Genomic DNA, 20,115 nt, shown 5'->3' on the forward strand with positions numbered 1-20,115 from the left:
CTCCGCACATGATCAACAAAGCAGGTTTGGCCCTGGCCGTGCTCAGCGCGCTGGTGACGTCGTTCGGTGCCCAGGCGCTGGAGCCGTTGCGGGTCGCTGCCGACCCGGTGCCGCACGCGCAGATTCTCGCGTACATCCAGAAAATCGATCCACAGCTGAATCTCAAAGTCATCGAGATCCCCAACGGGGTGAACTCCAACGAGCTGCTGGTCCACGGTGACGTCGACGCCAATTACTTTCAGCACCTGCCGTACCTGCAATCCCAGGAGCAGGCGCTCGGCGAAAAACTCGCGGTGGCGGCCACGGTGCATATCGAACCCTTGGGCATTTATTCGCACCGGCACAAAAGCTTCGCCGACGTGCCGGTAAAAGGCACCGTCGCCGTGCCCAATAACGTCACCAACCTGAGCCGCGCGCTGTACCTGTTGCAGGACAATGGCCTGATCAAACTCAAACCCGGCTTCAACGACCCGGCGGCGGATCAGGCAACGCCCAAAGACATCGCCGAAAACCCGAAACAGCTGAAGATCCTGGAAATCGAATCGCCGCAGATTCCACGCTCGCTGGACGACGTTGATCTGGCCGTGATCAACGGCAACTACGCGCTCGACGCAGGCCTGGTACCGGCCAAGGATGCTTTGGGCCTGGAAAAAGCGGAGCACAATCCTTACGCCAACATTCTGGTGACCACGCCCAAGCTCGAACACGACCCGCGTATCGCGCAACTGGCCAAGGACCTGACGTCGCCAGAGGTCGCCAAATACATCACCGACAACTTCGCCGGCTCGGTGATTCCAGTGGCGGGCGGCAAGCCATGATCGCCGTCGAGCAGTTGAGCAAGACCTACCCGTCGGCCGCGCAACCGGCACTCGATCAGGTCTCGCTGAGCATTCCCGACGGCGCCGTGTATGGGATTCTCGGCCGCAGCGGCGCGGGCAAGTCGACGCTGTTGCGCTGCCTCAATCTGCTTGAACGACCGGACAGCGGGCGGATTCTGCTGGATGGCGTCGACCTGACGACGCTTTCGGTCAGCGAACTGCGCCAGCAGCGCCAGCGCATCGGCATGATCTTCCAGGGCTTCAATCTGCTGCATTCACGCACGGTGTTCGACAATATCGCGGTACCGCTGGAGATCGCCAAGGTGGGCAAGCCGTGGCGCCATGTGCGGGTGCGCGAATTGCTGGAACTGGTCGGCTTGAGTGACAAGGCGCAAGCCTTTCCCTCGCAATTGTCCGGCGGCCAGAAACAGCGCGTCGGGATTGCCCGCGCCCTCGCTGCGGAGCCGGCCTATCTGTTATCGGATGAAGCCACCAGCGCACTCGACCCGGAAACCACCGCTTCGATCCTTGAGCTGCTGCGCGACATCAATCGGCAACTGGGCGTGACCATTGTGCTGATTACCCATGAGCTGGAGGTGGTCAAGTCGATCTGCGATCACGCCGCGTTCATGGCCAACGGACGTCTGGTCGAGGCCGGGCCGGTGCCACGGCTGCTGGCCGATGCGCAATCGCAACTCGGCGCTTCGCTGCGCCCGACCTGCGGCTTGCCCCTGGGCCACGCTGAGCCGGGCCTGAGCTTTCTCAAGCAATACGGCGTAAGGGCGGCGCACTCATGAACCGCACGGTCAATTGGGATGAAATCCTGCAACTGGTGTTCAACGCCACCGGTGAAACCCTGTACATGGTCCTGCTCGCAGGGCTGTTCACGCTGCTGATCGGTTTGCCGCTGGGCGTGTTGCTGTTTATCAGTCGTCGCGACGGACTGCTGCCGATGCCACGCTTGAATGCCGCGCTGGGAGGCGTGGTCAACCTCGGCCGTTCACTGCCCTTCGTGGTGATGCTGATCGCCCTGATCCCGCTGACCCGGCTGGTGGTCGGCACAACGCTGGGCAGCACCGCCGCCGTGGTGCCGATCACCATCGGTGCATTTCCGTTTTTCGCCCGCATCGTCGAAAACGCCTTGGACGAAGTCGACAAGGGCCGCATCGAAGCGATCCTCGCGATGGGCGGCGACATCGGTCATGTGATTTTCAAAGTGTTGTTGCCCGAAGCGCTGCCGGCGTTGCTGGCCGGGATCACCTTGACGCTGGTGATGCTGATCGGTTTTTCCTCGATGGCCGGGGTGATCGGCGGTGGCGGGCTCGGTGATCTGGCGATCCGTTACGGTTATCAGCGTTTTAACAATGAAGTGATGGTTGCCACGGTGGTGGTGTTGGTGATCCTCGTTCAGGGCGTGCAAAGCCTGGGCGATCGGTTGGTTCGTTCGCTGGCGCATCGCCGCTAAGGAATTGTATGAGTGTGCCGGTTGCCGTAGTCCGCGAGCCGCTGATTCGTCTGCGTGAGTTGAGCAAGATATTTGGCGCGAGTCGGGCGCTGGATGCCGTCAGCCTGGACATCTATCCCGCCGAAGTGGTGGCGCTGCTCGGTGCCAATGGCGCGGGTAAGTCGACCTTGGTGAAGATTCTCGCGGGCAGCCAGACTGCCGATGCTGGGGAAATTCATGTGAACGGTGAGCCGCGACATTTCGCTTCGCCGTTGTCGGCACGACGGGTCGGGATTGTCGCGGTGCATCAGCAGATCAACGAAGGCATCGCACCCGGTTTGAGCGTTGCGGAGAACCTGCTGCTCGATGAGCTGTGCAAGCCGGACGCGGACTTCTGGCTCAATCGCAAACGCCTGCTGGAGCGTGCTGCGAGCATCGCCGCCGGACTGGGCTTGGTGTTGCCGCTGGAGCAGCCGATCGAGCATCTCGGTCAGGCCGAACGGCAACTGGTGGTGCTCGCTCGCGCGTTGGCGTTGCAGCCGCGTCTGCTGATTCTTGATGAGCCGACAGCGGCGCTCTCCGATGCCGAGGCGCAACGGTTGTTTGGATTGATCGACACTTTGCGCAGTCGCGGTGTGGCGATTCTGTACATTTCCCATCGACTCTCCGACCTGCAACGCGTGGCGGATCGCGCCATCGTTCTGCGTGACGGGCGACTCGCGGGCGAGTTCACGGCGCGGCAATTGCCGGAAGCGGTGAGCGCCATGCTCGGGCAGGTGCTGGCCGAGCATGTCTACCAACCGCGTGCGGCCGGGCGCGAGGTGTTGAAACTCAACGCCCTGCAAATTCTGCCGCGATCCGCCGCGTTCGATCTGACCCTGCACGAGAACGAAGTGGTGGTACTGACCGGACTGTTGGGCGCCGGCAAAAGTGAAATCGTCGAGGTGCTGTTCGGCCTGCGTAAAGCGACCTCGGGCAGCGTGCAACTGGACGGGGTCGACTGGCGTGCAGACTCACCGCGCAAGGCTATCCAAAGCGGGGTCTTCTTCGCGGCCGAGGATCGCGCCAGTCAATCGCTGGTGGCGGATTTCTCTCTGCGTCGAACCCTGACCTTGCCGTTTCTCGAGCGTTTCACCCGTGGCGGCTTCATCCGCAACCGTGCCGAGGCCACGGCGGTCGAGGCCCAAGTGGCGGCGCTGGGGATCAAGACCACCGGCATCGATGTGCCGATGACCGCACTGTCGGGCGGCAATCAACAGAAAGTCGTGCTCGGCCGCTGGCTGCTCGGCGAAGGGCGGGTGTTGATCCTCGATGAACCGTTTCAAGGCGTCGACGTGCGTGCCCGCCGCGACATCGGCCAACTGCTGCGTGACAGCGCCAAGGGCCGGGCGACTCTAGTGATTTGCGCCGATGTCGATGAAGCCCTGGAAATTGCCGACCGCATCCTGCTGGTGCGCGATCACGCCGTGGTGGCCGAGTACCCGCGTGCCGAACTGAATCGCGCTGATCTGGTGGCCGCATTGGCCGGCAGCGACGTCACCGAACATTCCCCTCAAGCGACGCCAAGGAGCAGAGCGAGTGCCTGATTCAAGTTCACTGTTATCGACCGAGCCGGCACGCGCCGAACGTCTGCTTCAAGTGCTGATCCGCTACGGCCTGTTGTGGCTACTGGCGCTGATCGTGGTGTTTTTCAGCGTGGCCGAGCCGGCATTCCTGCGTGTCGGCAACCTGTTCAGCATCCTGCAATCGGTGTCGATTGTCGCGCTGCTGGCGCTGGGCGTCACGCTGACCATGGCCGTCGGCGGACTCGATCTGTCGATTGGCGCGGTGGCGGCGATGAGCCTGATGATCGCCAGTTACGTGATGGTCGTGCTCGGCTGGGGCGCGGTGCCGGCGGTGTTGATCAGTCTGGCGGGCGGCGCGCTGGTCGGCCTGCTCAACGGCTGGCTGATCGTCAAACTGCGCGTGCCGGATATTCTCGCGACGCTGGGCAGCATGTTTCTGGTGATCGGCGTGCAACTGATTCCCACCGGTGGACGCTCGATTGCAGTCGGCATGACCTTGCCCAGTGGCGAGGAAACCGAAGGTACGTTCAGTGCCGCGTTTCTTGCGCTGGGACGTGGGCGGTTGTGGGAGGTGGTACCGATTCCGGTGCTGATTACCGCCGTGGTCGCCTTGGCCGTGTGGCTGTTTCTCGAACGCACGCGCATTGGTCGTTTGTTCTATGCCATCGGCGGCAATGAGCAAGCGGCGCGACTGGCCGGTGCGCCGGTGCAGCGCTTCAAGTTGTTGGCTTACGTGCTCTCGGCATTGCTGGCGTCGCTTGGCGGTTTGTTGCTGGCGGCGCGCCTGGGTCGTGGCGACGTCAGCTCGGGCAATGGCTTGGTGCTGGATGCCCTCGGTGCGGCGCTGATCGGCTTTGCCGTACTCGGCGCGAAAATGCCTAACGCATTCGGCACGCTGGTCGGCGCGCTGCTGGTGGCGGCGTTGCTCAATGGCCTGACCATGCTCAACGCGCCGTATTACGCGCAGGATTTCGTCAAGGGACTGGTGCTGGTGCTGGCCCTGATGTTCACGTTCGGCCTCGCGCATCGGGCGCGTTGAGCCGCTTCATTCAAGGAAGTTGTATGCACGGTTCAATCAAACAATTTGCCCGTCATTGCCTCGCTGGCGCGTTGTTTTCTGCAATGGCGCTGAACGCTCAGGCCAAAGCCTTGCCCGGTGCACCGGCGCCATTCGACAAAGGTCAGGTGCAGATCGCATTGGTCGGTTACTCGTTCTCTGGGGACTTCCCCGAGGCGTACTTGCGTGGCGTGGAAAAACAGACCGAAGCGCTCGGTGCCAACCTGCGCGTATTCGATGCCCGGCAGCAGGCGGCGAGTCAGGGCGAGATGATCGATCAGGCGATTGATCTGGGCGTGGACGGCATTATCGTCCAGCTCGGCTTGGCTGAAACCCTGAAAGCACCGATCGATCGGGCGATTGCCAAAGGCATCAAAGTGGTTGCTTTCGACGTCGATCTGAACACGCCGCAAGTGACCCAGGTCGAGCAGGATCACCATGCGCTGGCGCGTCTGGCGCTGGATCAAGCCGTCAAGGACAACGGCACGCAGTTTGATGCCGGCTATGTGTACATCAGCGGCTTTACGCCGATGGAGCGCCGCGACGAAATCTGGAGTCAGGTGAAGAAGGCCAATCCGGGGATCGTCGAGAAGGCGCGCTTCGGCACGTTGAATCCACCGATCGCCAACTCGGTGGCGGATCAGGCCAGTGCCGTACTTCGCGCCAACCCGGGCATCAGCGTGATTTTTGCGCCGTTCGATGAGTTTGCCAAAGGCGCGAAAATCGCCGTCGATGAGGCAGGGTTGACGAGCAAGGTGAAGATCTACAGCGCCGATATTTCCACCGCCGATATTCAGATCATGAAAGAAGCGGACAGCGCTTGGGCGGCGACGGCGGCGGTCAATCCGCAAGTGGCCGGGGCGATCAGCGTGCGCAGTCTGGCGATGTTGATTGCCGGGGAAAATCCGGGGCATCAGGTGCTGGTGCCACCGACGCTGATTACTCGTCAGCAGTTGCTCGATCTGGACGTGAAAAACGTTCGAGATCTGGCGCAGAAGCTCCCGGGCTTTGGTGATACCGCGAATGTTGCGCGGGCGGCGTGGATTCCGGTGGCTAACTAGAACATTTGCCACGACATCGCCCATGTGGGAGCGAGCCTGCTCGCGAAGAGGCCCGATCAGTCGATAACTCTGTTGACTGACCCAGCGCTTTCGCGAGCAGGCTCGCTCCCACAGGGGTAATGCGTAGTTGCGCAAACTGAGGGAGTTCCGGAGCTTACATGCACAACAAAGCTGACCGCTTACGCAAAAGCCGTTCTCCGACAGCGAATCCAGCATTCGGTGAACGACTACCCCCAGGCCAAGTGCTGACGGAGCGATTGCCAATCCTCCACGAAGGCGAAGTACCGGAATATGACCTCGCCAACTGGTCGCTGCGCTTGTCCGGCACGCTCGCACGGCCAATCGAATTACGTTACGCCGATCTGCAGGCACTGCCGCAACGACAACTGCGTTGTGACATCCATTGCGTGACACGCTGGTCGAAATTCGACACCGAGTGGAGCGGGGTGCATCTGCAGGATTTGTTGCAGGCGTTTGATATCCAGCCAGCCTCGGCGTTCGTCATGGCCCATGCCGACCACGATTACCAGACCAACTTGCGACTCGACGATCTGTTGCTCCCCGACAGTCTGCTGGCCACTCATTACGCCGGCCAACCGCTGACTGCGCAACACGGCTGGCCACTGCGGCTGGTAGTGGCAGGCCGGTATTTCTGGAAGAGTGCGAAGTGGCTGCGCGGGCTTGAATTTGTCGATCAGGAACAACCGGGGTTCTGGGAGCAGAACGGCTTTCACCTGCACGCTGATCCGTTTGCCGAGCAGCGATTCAGTGGCGATGAACTGGATATTGCCGAGGATGCCTGGCTGGATAAAGAGTTCGATTAAGTCTCCAGGACGCAGCCTGTTCAAACATTGAAATACGATCAACCTGTGGGAGCGAGCCTGCTCGCGAAGGGGCCGGGCCAGTTGCCTTTTTGGTGACTGATCCAGCGCTTTCGCGAGCAGGCTCGCTCCCAAAGGGGGGGTATTCCGCACCTTGCTTAGTTGTAGGTTAGTTGGTTCAGGTGTTGGCTCAGCAACACTTATGCTGAACTAAGAACACTCCTGTAGAGCGATCTAACCTAAGCGTTATTGGTTCTTTTGCGATCAACTGAAGCTCGTCTAGCATCGGCTTTCAAGGGGAAACGTCTCACACTGGGGAAACTGCAACTCATCCTAAAAAAGCCTTCACTGCCTTCCAGAAATCCAAAACTACAGCAGACATTACCGCGCAATGATTGCCGCACTTTTATTGTCGGCAACGGCCGGGTATTAACTGCGATTCAAGGAGCTGTTATATGCATTACCGTTCCCGTTCATTACTGGCGGCTGCTGTCGTGTCCGCTATCTGGCAACTTCCGGTCAACGCCGAAGAAACTTCGGCAAGTGCCGACAGCGAATCCCGACTTGGCACCGTGTTGGTCACCGGCACCCGTGGCACTTCACGCACCGTGCTTGATTCGCCGGTACCGGTCGATGTGCTCACCGCCGAAGACCTCAAATCTGCCGGCGCCGCTGATGGTGAACTGGGCGCGGCGTTGCAGACGCTGTTGCCATCCTTCAGCCTGCCGCGTCAATCCAACTCCGGTGGCGCCGACCATGTGCGTGCAGCGCAACTGCGTGGCATGAGTCCGGATCAGGTGCTGGTGCTGGTCAATGGCAAGCGCCGCCACACGTCGGCGGTAGTCAACGACTCCTCGAAGATCGGTCGTGGTACCGCGCCGGTCGACTTCAACTCTATCCCGCTCAGCGCGATCAAACGCATCGAAGTGCTGCGCGATGGCGCCGGCGCGCAGTACGGCTCCGACGCGATTGCCGGGGTGATCAACATCATCCTTGATGACGCCCCCGAGGGCGGCGAAGTGTCGACCAGTTATGGCGTTTATCACACCCGTCAGGACGCCATCGGCAAGACCACCACCGACGGCCAGAACAGCGTCACCACCGCGAAGATCGGTACGCGCCTCGGTGAGGAGGGCGGGTTTATCCGCGGCGGTACCGAATACAAGGATCGCAACCCGACCAACCGCGCCGGTTTTGACGGTTTTGCCGATACCCCCGGCCAGCGCAACTATGTGATGGGCGACGGCGTCGCGCGCGATGTGAACCTCTGGTTCAACAGCGAATTGCCGCTGGCCGGCGGCAAGGCTTACAGCTTTGGCACTTACAACCAGCGCCACACCACTGGCGCCGAGTTCTATCGTTATCCGTATGAACAGCCGCAGTTCTACCCCAACGGCTATTTGCCGCAATCGCTCGGTGACAACAAAGACGTCTCCGCCACCGCCGGTTTCAAAGGACTGCTCGGTGACGAGTGGGACTTCGACAGCAGCGTCACCCACGGTCGCAATCGCTTCGATGGCTCGACCCGGCGAACACTTAACGTCAGCCTCGGCGAAGACTCGCCGACGAAGTTCGACACCGGCGATTACGAGCTGCGCCAGACCACCACCAACCTCGATTTCAGCCGTGAGCTGCGTCTCGGCGAGCGCTCGTTCGTACTCGCGGTGGGCGGCGAATACCGCTACGAAAACTACCTGACCTACGCCGGTGACGAGGCCTCTTACATCGGCGCCGGAGCCGACGGCGCCAACGGCCTGCGCCCGAGCGAAGAGTCGGATCTGGATCGCAACGTGTTCGGCACCTACGCCGAGTTGTCCGGCGATCTCACTGATCGCTTGTTCGTCGACGCCGCCACGCGCTGGGAGCATTACGATGACGCCGGCAGCAAACTCACCGGCAAACTCAGCGGTCGCTACAAGCTCACCGAGCAATGGGCCTTGCGTGGCGCGGTGTCGAACAACTTCCGTGCACCGTCTCTGGCCCAGAGTGGCTTCCAGAACACCACCAGCAACTTTGGCGATGGCGGCACGCTGACCGATATTCGTGTGCTCTCGGTCAACGACCCGATCGCCCGTGCGCTGGGTGCGGAAAAGCTTGATCCGGAAACTTCGACAAACTTCAGCCTCGGCCTGACTTTCCAGTTGAACGAGCGCTTCGACGCCTCGCTGGACGTGTTCCGCATCGACGTCAAAGACCGCATCACCCTGTCGCAACGCATTGGCAGCGATGCCCTGGAAAACTACATCAACGACAACTTCGGCGTCGCCGGTGTGCACGACGTCAACTTCTTCACCAACGCCGCCGACACCAGCACGCACGGCGCCGAACTGGTGCTCAACTACCATCAGCCGTTCTACGAAGGGCAACTGGGCCTGACCACCGCGTATACCTACAACCACACCAAAGTCACCAGCACCAAAGGCACGCCATCGCAACTGACGGCGTTGGGCATTGGCAACGACGCCCTCGTTGGCGTTGAAGAAACCAACACCCTGACCGATGCTGCGCCGAAGGATCGCTTCATCTTTTCCGCCAACTGGGCCAGCGAACACTGGGGCCTGCTCGGACGCTTGACGCGCCAGGGCGAGACCACTCGCGTATTCGATTTCGGTGACTCGCAACCGGAGCAAACCTACGGCGCCGTGTGGCAACTGGATGCCGAAGTGGCTTACAAATTCACGCCGAAATTCAACATCGCGGTGGGCGGTAACAACCTCACCGACAACTACCCGGAACGTTCCGGCTCGGCGATCAACTACGGCGGCAACCTGCCGTACGACGTGCTTTCGCCAATCGGCACCAACGGCGCTTACTATTACGCCCGCGCCACCTATGGTTTCTGACGCAGGGCCGGGGCGCCATCTGCCGGTTTTTCAGGCGTTGCTGATCACGCTGGGCATGGTGATCACCACCGACATCCTGAAAACCGCGCCGACCGTAGCGCTCAACGTCGGGCCGGAGCATTTCTATTGGGTTTGGGTGCTTGGCGGTGTCGCATCAATGATCGGTGCGCTGTGTTTCGCCGAGATGGCCACGGCGTTTCCGCACCCGGGTGGTGACTATCATTTTCTGCGCACGGCGTATGGTGAGCGTATGGGATTCTTGTTCGCCTGGTCGCGGTTCTCGGTAACGCACACCGGGTGGATTGCCTTGTCGGCGTTCATGTTTGCTGATTACGTCGATGCGGTGGTGCCGTTGGGGCAGTACGGCTCCGGGCTGTTTGCCGGGGCGGTGATTGCAGCGTTGGTGCTGCTCAATCTCACCGGCAAGCACATCGGCTTTATCACCCAGACCTTGCTGGTAGGTTTGTTGGCGTTGGGTTTTTTGAGCATAGCCAGCGCGGGCGTTTTTTTGGCCTGGCAAGGCATCGGTCCACCTGCGCCGAGTGTCCCGCCCATTGCGCAAAACACTGGCATGGCCGGCTTCTCGGCGGCGATGATTTTTGTCTTTCTGGCGTTCGGCGGCTGGAGTGACGCGGCGACGTTATCGGCAGAAGTGCGCGATGGCCGACGAGGGATTTTCATTGCCATGCTCGGTGCGCTGAGCGTTTTGATGGCGATCTATCTGGCGCTGAACTGGGCGTTCGTCGTGGGCTTGGGATTCACCGGTCTGGCCGCCAGCAATGCCCCGGCCGTGGAGCTATTGAACCGCGCATTCGGCGCACCGGGTGTTCTGCTGATTTTGCTGATGGTCGGTATCGCCGCGATCGCGACCATCAACTCGACCCTGCTGGTCGGCGCTCGCACCACTTACGCGGCTGCGCGTGATGTGCCGCAACTGCGCAGTTTCGGCGATTGGGACGACCGCCATGGTGTACCGCGCAAAGCGCTGCTGGCGGAAGGTGCGGTGGCGTTGTTGCTGGTGCTGTTCGGCAGTTTCACCCAGAGCGGTTTCAACACCATGGTTGAGTACCTGACTCCGGTTTATTGGCTGTTTCTGAGTTTGAGCAGCGTGGCGCTGATTATTCTGCGGTCGCGTTTTCCCGAGGTGCCGAGGCCGGTGAAGGTGCCGTTGTATCCGCTGTTGCCGTTGCTGTTTTTTGGGTTGTGCGTGTACATGCTGTATTCCAGCGTGACGGTGGTGGGATATGGGGCGTTTTTCGGGATTGCGGTGTTGTTGGTGGGGGCGGTGATACTGGCAGTATTGAGCCGACTGACGCCAAGCCCTCACCCCAGCCCTCTCCCGGAGGGAGAGGGGGCCGACCGAGGTGTCTTGCGTGATACATCGACCTGAAAGACCGAATCGATTATGGATTCGGTGAGGCAAATACAGGTCGAGGTCGATTGTGGATTCAGTGAGGCACGTTCAGGTCGGCGCACTTCTCCAATATCCCCGGATCGGTTCCCTCTTCCTTTGGGCGGTCCGACGTTTCGGGAGGGCTAGGGTGAGGGGCTTCTAGAAGGACACCTCCGCCGGCTGCGACAACCGCAGCACCGACAAATCCCCTGTAATACGCTTGTAAGCCAAACGAATCGCTTCGATGCTGGCCCCATTCTTCGCACTGTTTTCATGCAAGATCACAATCACCTTGGTACTCAAGCGCTCAGGCGCCTGAGCGCCCTTATCCCGCCACTGCCCATAAGCATCGAACACACTGAAACCATCAGGAAACCGTGACGTGACTTCCTGATCAAGAAACTCGCGCCAGCGCGCCGGACTCACCGCACCTTCCTTGCCATCAATCGAACCCACCGAAAAGTACAACTCGGTGCGAATCCACTGTGCCTGCGCCGGCCGCGAAGCATCGCCTTGCAGGGTCGAGCTGGCGGGATCATGGGTGTGAACGGACGCAGGAGGAGGGCTGGCACAACCGGCGACGGCCAGAAACAAGGCCGCCAGTAAAAGACGTTGAGGCATGGAACATCCTTATTGATCGTTAGGTGAACCGCACGAGTATAAGGTTGCGGTTTACCGGCCAATAAAGACCTGAAATGCAGGTATTTAGGCGCTTCGGGTATAACCCTTCACCGCGCAAAATTTGTGGGAGCGAGCCTGCTCGCGAAAGCGATTTTTCAGACGCCGAAAATGCCACAGCCTCACCGATTTATTACGCACTCGCCGGTGGTTTCGCCAACGCAATCTCTGCTGCACCCAGCCGCTTGAGAATCTCGAACAGCAAATCACTTTTGGTCACCCCGACAATCCGCGGGCTGCCCACATAACCTGTGACCGTCAAGGTAATCCCGTCTGGCGACAACTTGCTGAAGCGCACGAACGGTGCCGGTTTATCGAGGATGGTTTCGTTTTCCCGGTAGGTTGTGAGCAACAGCTCTTTGACCTCTTCAGGATCGATGTCCAGCGGGAACACCAGCTCCAGCGATGCCACGCCTTGCGCGCTGCCGCCCAGGGTGACGTTGCGCAGGTTTTGCGAGATCAGTTGCGAGTTGGGCACGATGACGATCGAGCGGTCGCTTAGCTGGATTTCCGTGGCCCGTACGTTGATGCGGCGGATGTCGCCTTCGACGCCGCTGATGCTGATCAAGTCGCCGACCTTTACCGGTCGTTCCGTCAGCAGAATCAGTCCCGAGACGAAGTTTTTCACGATCTCCTGCAAACCGAAGCCGATGCCCACCGACAACGCACTGACGATCCACGCCAGGTTGGTCCACTGCACGCCCAGTGACGACAGCGTCAGCAGAATCACGAAGGCGTAACCGATGTTGGAAAACAGCGTGCTCAGCGAGGCGCACATGCCCGGGTCCATGTCGGTCTTGGGCAGAAACTCGTTGTCGAGCCAGCGACTCAGGGCACGGATCAGCCAGATGCCGATCATCAGCGCCAGCACGGCATTGAGCAGATGGCCCGGGACGATGTTCAGCTTGCGCAACCCGGCGCCGCCGAGGATCGCCATGATGTTGCTCGCCAGTTGCCCCAGCGTGGTGCCGATGCCGCCGACAAACAGGGCGATGACCGCCAGCAGCAACAGCGCGGCGCGACTGAAACCGGACAGCAGAATCGAGATTTGATCGAGGCGCCGATCACCGATGCCCAGTAGCTGTTTGAGCGCCTTGCCGCTCGCGTGCCGAGGGGAAAAAACGTGCTCGCAAACGTCCTTGATCAACTGGATCAGCAGATAGAAACCCGAAAGGACGATGTACGCCCACACCAACTCGTAACTGATGAACCGCGCCAGTGACACATAGCCCGCGAGCAGGGCAAGCGCCGAGACAAACATCGACACGCTGGCGACGGTGTAAATCACCCCGGCAAAGGTACTGTTCGCCGCTGCCGCATCATTGGCCGCGACCAGCGCTTTGCGCACCTTGCCGACGCGCAGCAGCAGGGTCGTCACAATCGCCAGCACGACGAGCGAAATCACCCCGCGCCCGGCAATCACGATCTGGCTACTCATGCCGGTCGCATTGCCCACCTGCACCAGCGTCACCAGCACCAGTAACGCGCAGGACAGAATGCGCGGGTAGGGTTTGAGTGCGTGCGCCACTGGATCGGCAATCGCCGGCAAACGCCACGATGGATGCTCGGTCGAGAGCAGCGCGCGGCTCAATCCGGTGAGCAACACGCAGGCATACACGACCTTCTCGAACTCTTCGGAGAAGGTCTCCAGCACGGGCGGCAACAGTTGATGACGGGTGCAGGCGTAAAACAGCAATTGCAGGGCAATGGCGGTGGTGGCGATGGTCGCCAGCGCCGAGGCGAACGCCAGCGCACTGCGGCGCAGGCGACCCTCCGGCATGCGGTGAATGCACACCCAGGTCAGCCCGCGTTCGGCCAGCTTGCGGCCGAAGGTCCAGACGATCAGCGCCAATAACCCCAAGACACTGGTAAAGAAGCGCTCCCCCGGCGCCCACACCGTGGCCCAGGTGTCGCGCACCTGAGCGACGAAAAAGCGCAAGCGCTGACGATCATCCACGCTCGGACTCACCAGCGGCGACCAGAAGTGCGGACTCAACACACTGTCAGTGCCCAAGGTCAGCTCGCTCTCGAGCAACGTGCGGCGTATGCCGGCGATCTGCGTAATCAGATCCGCCGCGCTCTGCTTCAACGCTGCCAGGCTCTTCAGCGTGCCGTCGACCTTGCTTTTCTGCTCCGCCAGCGCCGCCCGTTGCGCGACGATATCCGCTTGCTCCGCTGCGACGTCAGCCCCCGGTGCTGCGCCGAGTACGCCTAACTGCACCGCCAACTGCGCCTGCTGTGGCAACAAGCCTGCCGACAACCGATCCACATCCAGAATGAACGCCTGCACCCGATCCTGCGGACCTTCGAGCTGGTTGTAATTGTTCGCCGCAGAAATCTGTTGTTTGAGGCCGTCGAGGCGTTGTTGCAGCGCCTGCAGTTCGCTTTGCGAAATCACCGGCAGCGGCGAAGCGGCGGTGGTTGCCGGCGCCGGCAAGTCGGCAGCCAATAGCGTCGGGCTGCCGCCAACCAGCAGCATGACCGCGACAAAAAACAACGACTTCAATGGGTTGCGCATGGGGGCCGGCCCGAATTGATCACACAGTCTATGAGGTTAGGTGATCAAGGCGTTTGGCGAGGAAAAGTTTCCGGCAGAGCAGGGCAGGTGAGCGGCGCCTGCAGATGCAAAAAGCCCGACGGGTGAGGTCGGGCCTTTCTTCGGTGACTGCGGTGAAACGCGGCATTCAGACGGCGCGACGTTCGAGCAGACGGTCGGAACCACCTTCGGCAACGGCGTCGCTGAACAATGGGTCGGTTTCGGTGGCAGCGGCAACGGCATCGCTGAACAGTGGGTCGGTTTCGGTGGCAGCGGCAACGGCATCGCTGAACAGTGGGTCGGTTTGAGTCGCGGCAGCAACGGCATCGCTGAACAGTGGGTCGGTCTGAGTCGCGGCAGCAACGGCATCGCTGAACAGAGGATCGGTTTGAGTCGCGGCAGCAACGGCATCGCTGAACAGACGATCAGACGCGTCCGCCACTCGACGTTGCTCCAGGAGGCGATCAGCACCACCCTCGGCGATCAGCGGCTGGGCAGGGGCGGCAACAGCATTCAGGGCGAAGAACGAGAAAGCGATGCTGAGAAGGGCTTGGCGTTTCATGAGTGTGTGCTCCGTGGTGTAGTGGTTGGGTCTGGAGCCGATCTTACGCCGCGCCACTGATAAGAGAACTTCATTGAATTAATGATTGTTATTGACGCAGTTAATGGTTGGTTTGCGGCCCTGCATTCCTCTGAGGAATGCAGGGCATAAAATTAATCAATTTTTCTTATCCCGTTTCACCGCGTAGTTTTTGCCGCAAGAGACAAGGAGCCTCGCCGTGAATCCCGATCCCGCAAAAAAATTCGACACCTTGCGCGCCAGCGAATACGCCCGGCAAAGCCGCATCGCCCTGGCCGGCTATGACGCCTGCCACGATCTGGCAGCCTGCATGTTGGCGGCCAGCCTTGGCTCGCGCCCAGCCAATATTCTGGTGGTCGGCGCTGGCGGCACGGCGCAGGAAATCATTGCGATGGCAACGCTGGAGCTGCAATGGCAGTTCACCGCAGTCGATCCTTCCGTGCCGATGCTGGAAACCGCGACTGCACAGTTGCGGGCCAACGATTTGCTGCACCGAACTCAGGTGTATCTCGGGCATGTCGAGGACCTGCCGGCCGATGCCTCATTCGATGCGGCAACGCTGATCGGCGTGCTCCATCATCTGAACGGTGATGAACCCAAACGTCAGATCCTGCAAGCGATTCAGGCGCGTCTCAAACCGGGCGCGCCGCTGATTGTTGCGGGCAATCATTACGCCTATGCCAGTCAACCCTTGTTGCTCGAGGCGTGGGGACAGCGTTGGCGACAGCAGGGTGCCAGTGCGCAGGAGGTGAAAGCCAAACTGGGCAAGATTCTGCAAGGCGCCGACCCGCCGCATTCCGAAGCGGCGGTTCAGGCGCTGTTGCACGAGGCCGGGTTTGGCGAAGCGACGCGGTTTTTCAGCAGTTTGTTCTGGGGAGCCTGGTTGGCGAGCAAAACCAGTCTGTAAAAGTACCGGCCCGGCACTGGTTTGAAAACGGTGCCCGGCCTATTCGACCTGCATGCGTCGGCAGAGTAAAAGGCCTATGGCCGGCAACACGATAAAGGTCACGCCAAGCAGCACCACTTCACTGCCGGAGAATGACGAAACGATCGAGTTGACCGCAAAGGCCAGGACCATTTGCGAACAGGAATAGACGGCCCCGGCAGCGCCGCGCTTGTCGGAAAACGGGGTCATTGAAATCGCCGACGCGCACAGAACGATAAACGTGTAGCTGAAAAACACCCCCGAGACACTCACCAGAAACGAAAATGTCGACAGGCCCCAGAGCCTGCTCAGCATCAGCAGCGAAGTGCCGCACGCGAGCAGAATGAACAGCCCCAGGCGGATGATTTTCATCATTCCATACTGGCGGATAAGGCGCGGCAACAACGAACGACTCACAAGCAGTCCGGCGCTGACCAGGGCCGTGATCCAGCCGTAGAGCGTTGGCGAAAAACCGAACTGTTGCTGCAACACGAACGGGCTGGTAGCGGTATACATCACGAAACAGGACATACCGATGCCCGCCAGCGTGGCGGCGCAAACGAAGGTCGGGTTTTGCAGAACGAACCTGTAATTCGCGATGACATCCCCGATGCGCATGCTCTTGTTGCGATAAATGTTGGTTTCCGGACATTGCGTGGCGTACACCGTCAGCATCCCTGCCAGCAGGATGGCCAGGGCGATAAAGTTGGCGCGCCAGCCAAACCACATTTCGATAAAACTGCCGATCACCGGGCCGAGCACGATCGACAATCCCGTGAACAACGTAATGTAAGAACTGGTGATCGCATAGCGATCGCCACGCACGATGTCCGAGAGCACGATGCGCGAAAGCGCCAGGCATACCCCACTGCCGACCCCCTGAATGAAACGCGCGCCAAGGAACGGTCCGATCTCGGAAAGCACGGCGCCCAGCAGATTGCCCGCAATGGCGATGACCAGCCCGGTCAGCACCACCGGCTTGCGGCCATACACATCACTGAGCGGGCCGTAAACCAGCGCACTGAGGCCGATCCCGAACAGGAACACCGAAATCGATGATTGCATCAGCGACTGGGTGGTATGCATGTCCTGCATCATTCGCGGCAAGGCGGAGAGATGGATGTCGGTGCCGAGCAACCCCACCAGTAGCAACAGGGTGACGATGGTCACGACTTTCAGTTCGGGCCGGGTCAACGGAATAGGAATGGTTGCGCTCATGGACGTCCTGTCGAAAGTATTGGGTTAGAGAGAGGCGCTGTGAAGCTGAGCGGACGCGTGCACGGAGCAGCGCACGTATTTCTGGTACGCCGTCAGCAGTTCGCACGTCGATTCACTGTCGTAAAACTCGTGGCTGAGGGTCAGCCCGGGCTTGCACAGCGCCGGGGTTTGCGTCACTTGTCGCGCGGTCCAGGCCGCGAGAAAACTGGTCAATTGCGCCATGCCGGTCAACCCTGTGCTGTCGTCGAACCTGGAAATGATGCGCAAGGAAATGTGCTCGCCCGAGATCAGCTCGGCAACCACTTCGACGAAGCTGATATCCGGACGATTGCGGGCGAGTCTGCCATTGCGCACGAGGACGTCATGCACCAGATCGCTCGGTGACGCCGTCGCGCCCGGTAATGGCTGTTCATCGAGCAGACCCAGCGCGATCAGGCTGCGCACGCTGTCAAAAAAACCGGGCCAGCGGGCCGTCTGTTGCTTGATCGTGGGAATGGCCTCCAGATACGGCGAGCGCAGCAGGTAAGGCGATAGACCGTCATGGTAGACGTCCAGCATGCCCACCTCTTCAATGAAGCGTGTTTCTTTCATATCGAAACGCAGGCAGTGCCCTAGGTTGCCATCGAGCTTCATCAGCGCTTTTCGATTGAGCGCGGGCAGGCGATCACCAAACAACAGGTCGTAGTTCAGGGGGGGCGTCGGCTGTTGCGGAACACCGCCGCAAAAAGCGCTCAGACTCCTCACGATGCCCGGCGCATGGCGCGAGGCGAGATCGTGCATCAACACCTCGACGAGGCCCGGCTCCAGGCCGAAGCCGAAGAGCAGGGTAGCGTTACGTTCCAGTAAGTAGCGATGCAGCGTGTCGTGCGCCGCCATGTCGTCATAGCTGGGGCGGCCGAGACTGACGAAGATCGCGCGGCCCTTGAACAGCGCGTGATTGCGCTCATCGGTAACGAAGGCAATCGTCGCCGGCCCGCTGAGGGCCAGCAACACCACGTCCAGATCATGGGTGTCGAGATGATCCACGACCTGTAGCGCCGGGTAGACCTGCTGAATGTCGTGCTTGAGTCGGGCCGCTTTGCGCGCATCCAGATCGTGGACATGCAAGGTATCGAAACCGAGTTGGCCGATGTGCAGGGCCAGCGGATAACCGAGATTGCCGCAACCGATGAGGGCGATTGTCCTGTTCATACGTGCTCCACCTTTTGCTTCATGCCGCTCAATGTCTCGACAAGGGTGTCGATGCCGTTCCGGGCCTGCTCCGTAATACGGACCACGCGCCGCTCGGCGTGCCACTGCGCGCGCTCTGCGCCGAGGCAGGTGAAGAGCTGCGTCGCCAGGGCCGGCATGGCCGGAAACAGGCAGTAGGCCAGGCATTGATAGGCGTGCAGGATTAACGCGACTTTGGTTCGCAACAGATTGCGATCATCACGGTAGGCATACGCTTGCCCGATGTAGCGGGTGATCATCTCGAGCAGGTAGCCGACTCTGTCGACCGCCACACTCGGCGAGTGGTGAGCGTAGTGGTCGAGGCAGTAATCCATGGCGCCGTTCAATTCACGGTAAAACGCAATGTCCTGCTTCAACCAGGGGCCGGCCTCAATGGGGCCGTTGGCAAAATGGGCGACAAGCTCGCGGCCATTGGTGAAAACATCGATCAGCGCTTGCACGAACTGCCTCGAGTAATCGCCAAATGCTTCGAGGCGGAAGTTGCTTTCACCGGTCGGGTTGTGAATGTGGCACAGATAGATACGCGCGAGATCGGCGGGATACGTCTGCAAAAATGCGTTGGCCCAGATGGCATGATTGGCGCCGGTCGAAAACTTCCGGTTGTCCAGCAGACTGAAGTGATTGATCGCCGCGACCGGCAGTTGCGCATCGGCAATGCCGAGCGTTTTCAACACGTACGGCAGCAGGATCCCCGAACCGCAGAGGTTGTCGAAACCGCAGAAAAACAGATGCCGCGTGGTATCCGGATACAGCGACAGACCAAAGAACGAGCGCAGCGCGCGTTCCATCACCACGCTCAGTACTTGCTCGCCTTTTACCGGTACACCCCGGCCGCGCAAGGATGACACCGGTATGTCGCGCAGAGCGCCGGCATCCATGTATTGGCGCAAACGGTCGTAGCACATTCGGCTGGCAGCGGTGTTGTGGCTGTACAGGTTCGCCGCTATGGCCTCGAGCAGCGTGCGATCGAGCCGCAGATACAGACGTTCGACTTTGCGATGCACGAGCTTTTCTTTTGTCAGCGAATGAACCGGGTCGATCAGGCTGCATTCGTCCTGATAGAGCCCGCAGTTTTCGCACTCCATGGCGATGGTGCTGCTCGCGCAATGCGGGCATTGGCCGGTGACGTAGCTCTCGCAAACGAATTGCTGTGACGCTTCGCTGTAGGGGTGGTCGACCGTGCGTTCGACGAGACAATCAGACTTGTGCAGCAGCTCGATGAATGTCGACGTCGCGCTGGCGAACGCCTCCGATGTCGGGACATGCGGCAGGAACGCGTCGTACTCGATCTGAAACATGGCCAGGTCATTACCGATGACGCTCTCGCAACTCGCCACGAGGTCGTCATAGGTCAAGCCTTTGGCGGCCGCCGTTTTGTCGATGTGATTGGTGTGACCGTAGGTTCCGCAATAGGCAAACGCGTCGGTACCGGTCAATTCGCAGCAACGCTTGAGGATGTCCGCCATCAGATACGCGCCCGACAGATGTCCCAGATGCAAGGGGCCGTTGGGGGTCGGAAAGGCGGTCTCGATCAGCACGTGTTCCTTGACTGACGCCGTGGACTCGCTTTCATCGGCGACCGCGCTCCAGTCGACGAACCAGCGCGAGGTGAATCGCAAATCCTCGGCGCCCTGGTTTTCGACCGTGTGCTCTTCGAATGGCATGAACACCACATGATCTCCGGCGCGCAGGGTCACGCGTTGCGCGCCCGACGTCAGCACGCCTTCACCACTCAGGACGGACCAGCATTCGCGGTCATGGTGATTGTGAATGTTGGTCTTCTGCAAAGGCGCCACGGTGATGTCGCGAACGTTGATCTGCCCGTATTGCGGGGCAAAGGACTGCGGGAAAGTGCGGGTGATTTTCATGGGTCTGCATACCTGAATGGAGGTTGCGGCGCAGCCATGGCCCGTCCTGTCGGTCTTCGACGGGAAGAGGCGGGCAAT

The 20,115-nt window shown here is 60.4% G+C and carries 16 protein-coding genes; 10 read left to right on the forward strand and 6 right to left on the reverse strand.

The window, feature by feature from the left end:
- Positions 1–8: 8 nt before the first annotated feature.
- The 9 genes from ACM6IV_RS07260 (at position 9) to ACM6IV_RS07300 (ending at position 10,999) form a co-directional block, all read left to right on the forward strand.
- Complete coding sequence (locus ACM6IV_RS07260; protein WP_414869349.1) at positions 9–818, forward strand: MetQ/NlpA family ABC transporter substrate-binding protein; 810 nt, start codon at positions 9–11, stop codon at positions 816–818.
- The gene (locus ACM6IV_RS07265; protein WP_116029694.1) at positions 815–1,615 is read left to right on the forward strand and encodes a methionine ABC transporter ATP-binding protein; all 801 of its coding nucleotides are present in this window, start codon (positions 815–817) and stop codon (positions 1,613–1,615) included. Before ACM6IV_RS07260 ends, ACM6IV_RS07265 begins: the two co-directional genes overlap by 4 nt.
- A complete protein-coding gene (locus tag ACM6IV_RS07270) occupies positions 1,612–2,283 on the forward strand; it encodes a methionine ABC transporter permease (RefSeq protein ID WP_316916576.1) in 672 nt (223 codons plus the stop codon). The genes ACM6IV_RS07265 and ACM6IV_RS07270 overlap by 4 nt, the downstream gene beginning before the upstream one ends.
- Positions 2,284–2,291: 8 nt before the next feature.
- Complete coding sequence (locus ACM6IV_RS07275) at positions 2,292–3,848, forward strand: sugar ABC transporter ATP-binding protein (protein WP_414869350.1); 1,557 nt, start codon at positions 2,292–2,294, stop codon at positions 3,846–3,848.
- Complete coding sequence (locus ACM6IV_RS07280; RefSeq protein WP_414869351.1) at positions 3,841–4,866, forward strand: ABC transporter permease; 1,026 nt, start codon at positions 3,841–3,843, stop codon at positions 4,864–4,866. The genes ACM6IV_RS07275 and ACM6IV_RS07280 overlap by 8 nt, the downstream gene beginning before the upstream one ends.
- 23 nt (positions 4,867–4,889) lie before the next feature.
- Positions 4,890–5,945: a substrate-binding domain-containing protein gene (locus ACM6IV_RS07285; RefSeq protein ID WP_414869352.1), complete on the forward strand. Its 1,056-nt coding sequence runs from the start codon at positions 4,890–4,892 to the stop codon at positions 5,943–5,945.
- A gap of 158 nt (positions 5,946–6,103) precedes the next feature.
- A complete protein-coding gene (locus ACM6IV_RS07290; RefSeq protein WP_414869353.1) occupies positions 6,104–6,769 on the forward strand; it encodes a sulfite oxidase-like oxidoreductase in 666 nt (221 codons plus the stop codon).
- Between the two features lie 452 nt (positions 6,770–7,221).
- Positions 7,222–9,609, forward strand: a complete 2,388-nt coding sequence (locus ACM6IV_RS07295) for a TonB-dependent receptor plug domain-containing protein (protein WP_414869354.1) — start codon at positions 7,222–7,224, stop codon at positions 9,607–9,609.
- Positions 9,599–10,999 carry an APC family permease gene (locus tag ACM6IV_RS07300; protein ID WP_414869355.1) on the forward strand — a complete coding sequence of 467 codons (1,401 nt, stop codon included), beginning with the start codon at positions 9,599–9,601 and terminating at the stop codon, positions 10,997–10,999. Before ACM6IV_RS07295 ends, ACM6IV_RS07300 begins: the two co-directional genes overlap by 11 nt.
- A gap of 162 nt (positions 11,000–11,161) precedes the next feature.
- Here the strand turns inward: ACM6IV_RS07300 and ACM6IV_RS07305 are convergent, their stop codons facing one another.
- The 3 genes from ACM6IV_RS07305 to ACM6IV_RS07315 form a co-directional block, all read right to left on the reverse strand.
- Complete coding sequence (locus ACM6IV_RS07305; protein WP_414869356.1) at positions 11,162–11,623, reverse strand: DUF3574 domain-containing protein; 462 nt, start codon at positions 11,621–11,623, stop codon at positions 11,162–11,164.
- A 190-nt stretch (positions 11,624–11,813) separates the two neighbouring features.
- Positions 11,814–14,198, reverse strand: coding sequence for a DUF3772 domain-containing protein (locus ACM6IV_RS07310; RefSeq protein ID WP_414869357.1), 2,385 nt, complete (start codon positions 14,196–14,198; stop codon positions 11,814–11,816).
- 166 nt (positions 14,199–14,364) lie between these two features.
- Positions 14,365–14,778, reverse strand: coding sequence for a hypothetical protein (locus tag ACM6IV_RS07315; protein ID WP_414869358.1), 414 nt, complete (start codon positions 14,776–14,778; stop codon positions 14,365–14,367).
- Between the two features lie 217 nt (positions 14,779–14,995).
- Here ACM6IV_RS07315 and ACM6IV_RS07320 point away from each other — a divergent pair, with 217 nt between their 5' ends.
- Positions 14,996–15,703 carry a class I SAM-dependent methyltransferase gene (locus ACM6IV_RS07320; protein WP_414869359.1) on the forward strand — a complete coding sequence of 236 codons (708 nt, stop codon included), beginning with the start codon at positions 14,996–14,998 and terminating at the stop codon, positions 15,701–15,703.
- Positions 15,704–15,742: 39 nt separating this feature from the next.
- Here ACM6IV_RS07320 and ACM6IV_RS07325 read toward each other — a convergent pair whose 3' ends face one another.
- From ACM6IV_RS07325 to ACM6IV_RS07335, 3 genes are read right to left on the reverse strand one after another with little or no spacing between them, the layout of a single operon-like run.
- A complete protein-coding gene (locus tag ACM6IV_RS07325) occupies positions 15,743–16,939 on the reverse strand; it encodes a multidrug effflux MFS transporter (RefSeq protein WP_414869360.1) in 1,197 nt (398 codons plus the stop codon).
- Positions 16,940–16,963: 24 nt separating this feature from the next.
- Positions 16,964–18,130, reverse strand: coding sequence for a saccharopine dehydrogenase C-terminal domain-containing protein (locus ACM6IV_RS07330; RefSeq protein ID WP_414869361.1), 1,167 nt, complete (start codon positions 18,128–18,130; stop codon positions 16,964–16,966).
- Positions 18,127–20,037 carry a class I tRNA ligase family protein gene (locus tag ACM6IV_RS07335; protein ID WP_414869362.1) on the reverse strand — a complete coding sequence of 637 codons (1,911 nt, stop codon included), beginning with the start codon at positions 20,035–20,037 and terminating at the stop codon, positions 18,127–18,129. The genes ACM6IV_RS07330 and ACM6IV_RS07335 overlap by 4 nt, the downstream gene beginning before the upstream one ends.
- Between the last annotated feature and the right edge of the window lie 78 nt (positions 20,038–20,115).

This window comes from Pseudomonas sp. IT-347P (assembly GCF_949768005.1).
Taxonomy (GTDB): Bacteria; Pseudomonadota; Gammaproteobacteria; order Pseudomonadales; family Pseudomonadaceae; genus Aquipseudomonas.

Bases quoted from the DNA above. Each gene is read 5' to 3' on its own strand.
- ACM6IV_RS07275 (WP_414869350.1), top strand. From the start codon at position 2,292: ATGAGTGTGCCGGTTGCCGTAGTCCGCGAGCCGCTGATTCGTCTGCGT.
- ACM6IV_RS07285 (WP_414869352.1), top strand. From the start codon at position 4,890: ATGCACGGTTCAATCAAACAATTTGCCCGTCATTGCCTCGCTGGCGCG.
- ACM6IV_RS07330 (WP_414869361.1), bottom strand. From the start codon at position 18,130: ATGAACAGGACAATCGCCCTCATCGGTTGCGGCAATCTCGGTTATCCG.
- ACM6IV_RS07335 (WP_414869362.1), bottom strand. From the start codon at position 20,037: ATGAAAATCACCCGCACTTTCCCGCAGTCCTTTGCCCCGCAATACGGG.
- ACM6IV_RS07295 (WP_414869354.1), top strand. From the start codon at position 7,222: ATGCATTACCGTTCCCGTTCATTACTGGCGGCTGCTGTCGTGTCCGCT.
- ACM6IV_RS07270 (WP_316916576.1), top strand. From the start codon at position 1,612: ATGAACCGCACGGTCAATTGGGATGAAATCCTGCAACTGGTGTTCAAC.
- ACM6IV_RS07260 (WP_414869349.1), top strand. From the start codon at position 9: ATGATCAACAAAGCAGGTTTGGCCCTGGCCGTGCTCAGCGCGCTGGTG.
- ACM6IV_RS07325 (WP_414869360.1), bottom strand. From the start codon at position 16,939: ATGAGCGCAACCATTCCTATTCCGTTGACCCGGCCCGAACTGAAAGTC.
- ACM6IV_RS07315 (WP_414869358.1), bottom strand. From the start codon at position 14,778: ATGAAACGCCAAGCCCTTCTCAGCATCGCTTTCTCGTTCTTCGCCCTG.
- ACM6IV_RS07290 (WP_414869353.1), top strand. From the start codon at position 6,104: ATGCACAACAAAGCTGACCGCTTACGCAAAAGCCGTTCTCCGACAGCG.
- ACM6IV_RS07300 (WP_414869355.1), top strand. From the start codon at position 9,599: ATGGTTTCTGACGCAGGGCCGGGGCGCCATCTGCCGGTTTTTCAGGCG.
- ACM6IV_RS07310 (WP_414869357.1), bottom strand. From the start codon at position 14,198: ATGCGCAACCCATTGAAGTCGTTGTTTTTTGTCGCGGTCATGCTGCTG.
- ACM6IV_RS07265 (WP_116029694.1), top strand. From the start codon at position 815: ATGATCGCCGTCGAGCAGTTGAGCAAGACCTACCCGTCGGCCGCGCAA.
- ACM6IV_RS07305 (WP_414869356.1), bottom strand. From the start codon at position 11,623: ATGCCTCAACGTCTTTTACTGGCGGCCTTGTTTCTGGCCGTCGCCGGT.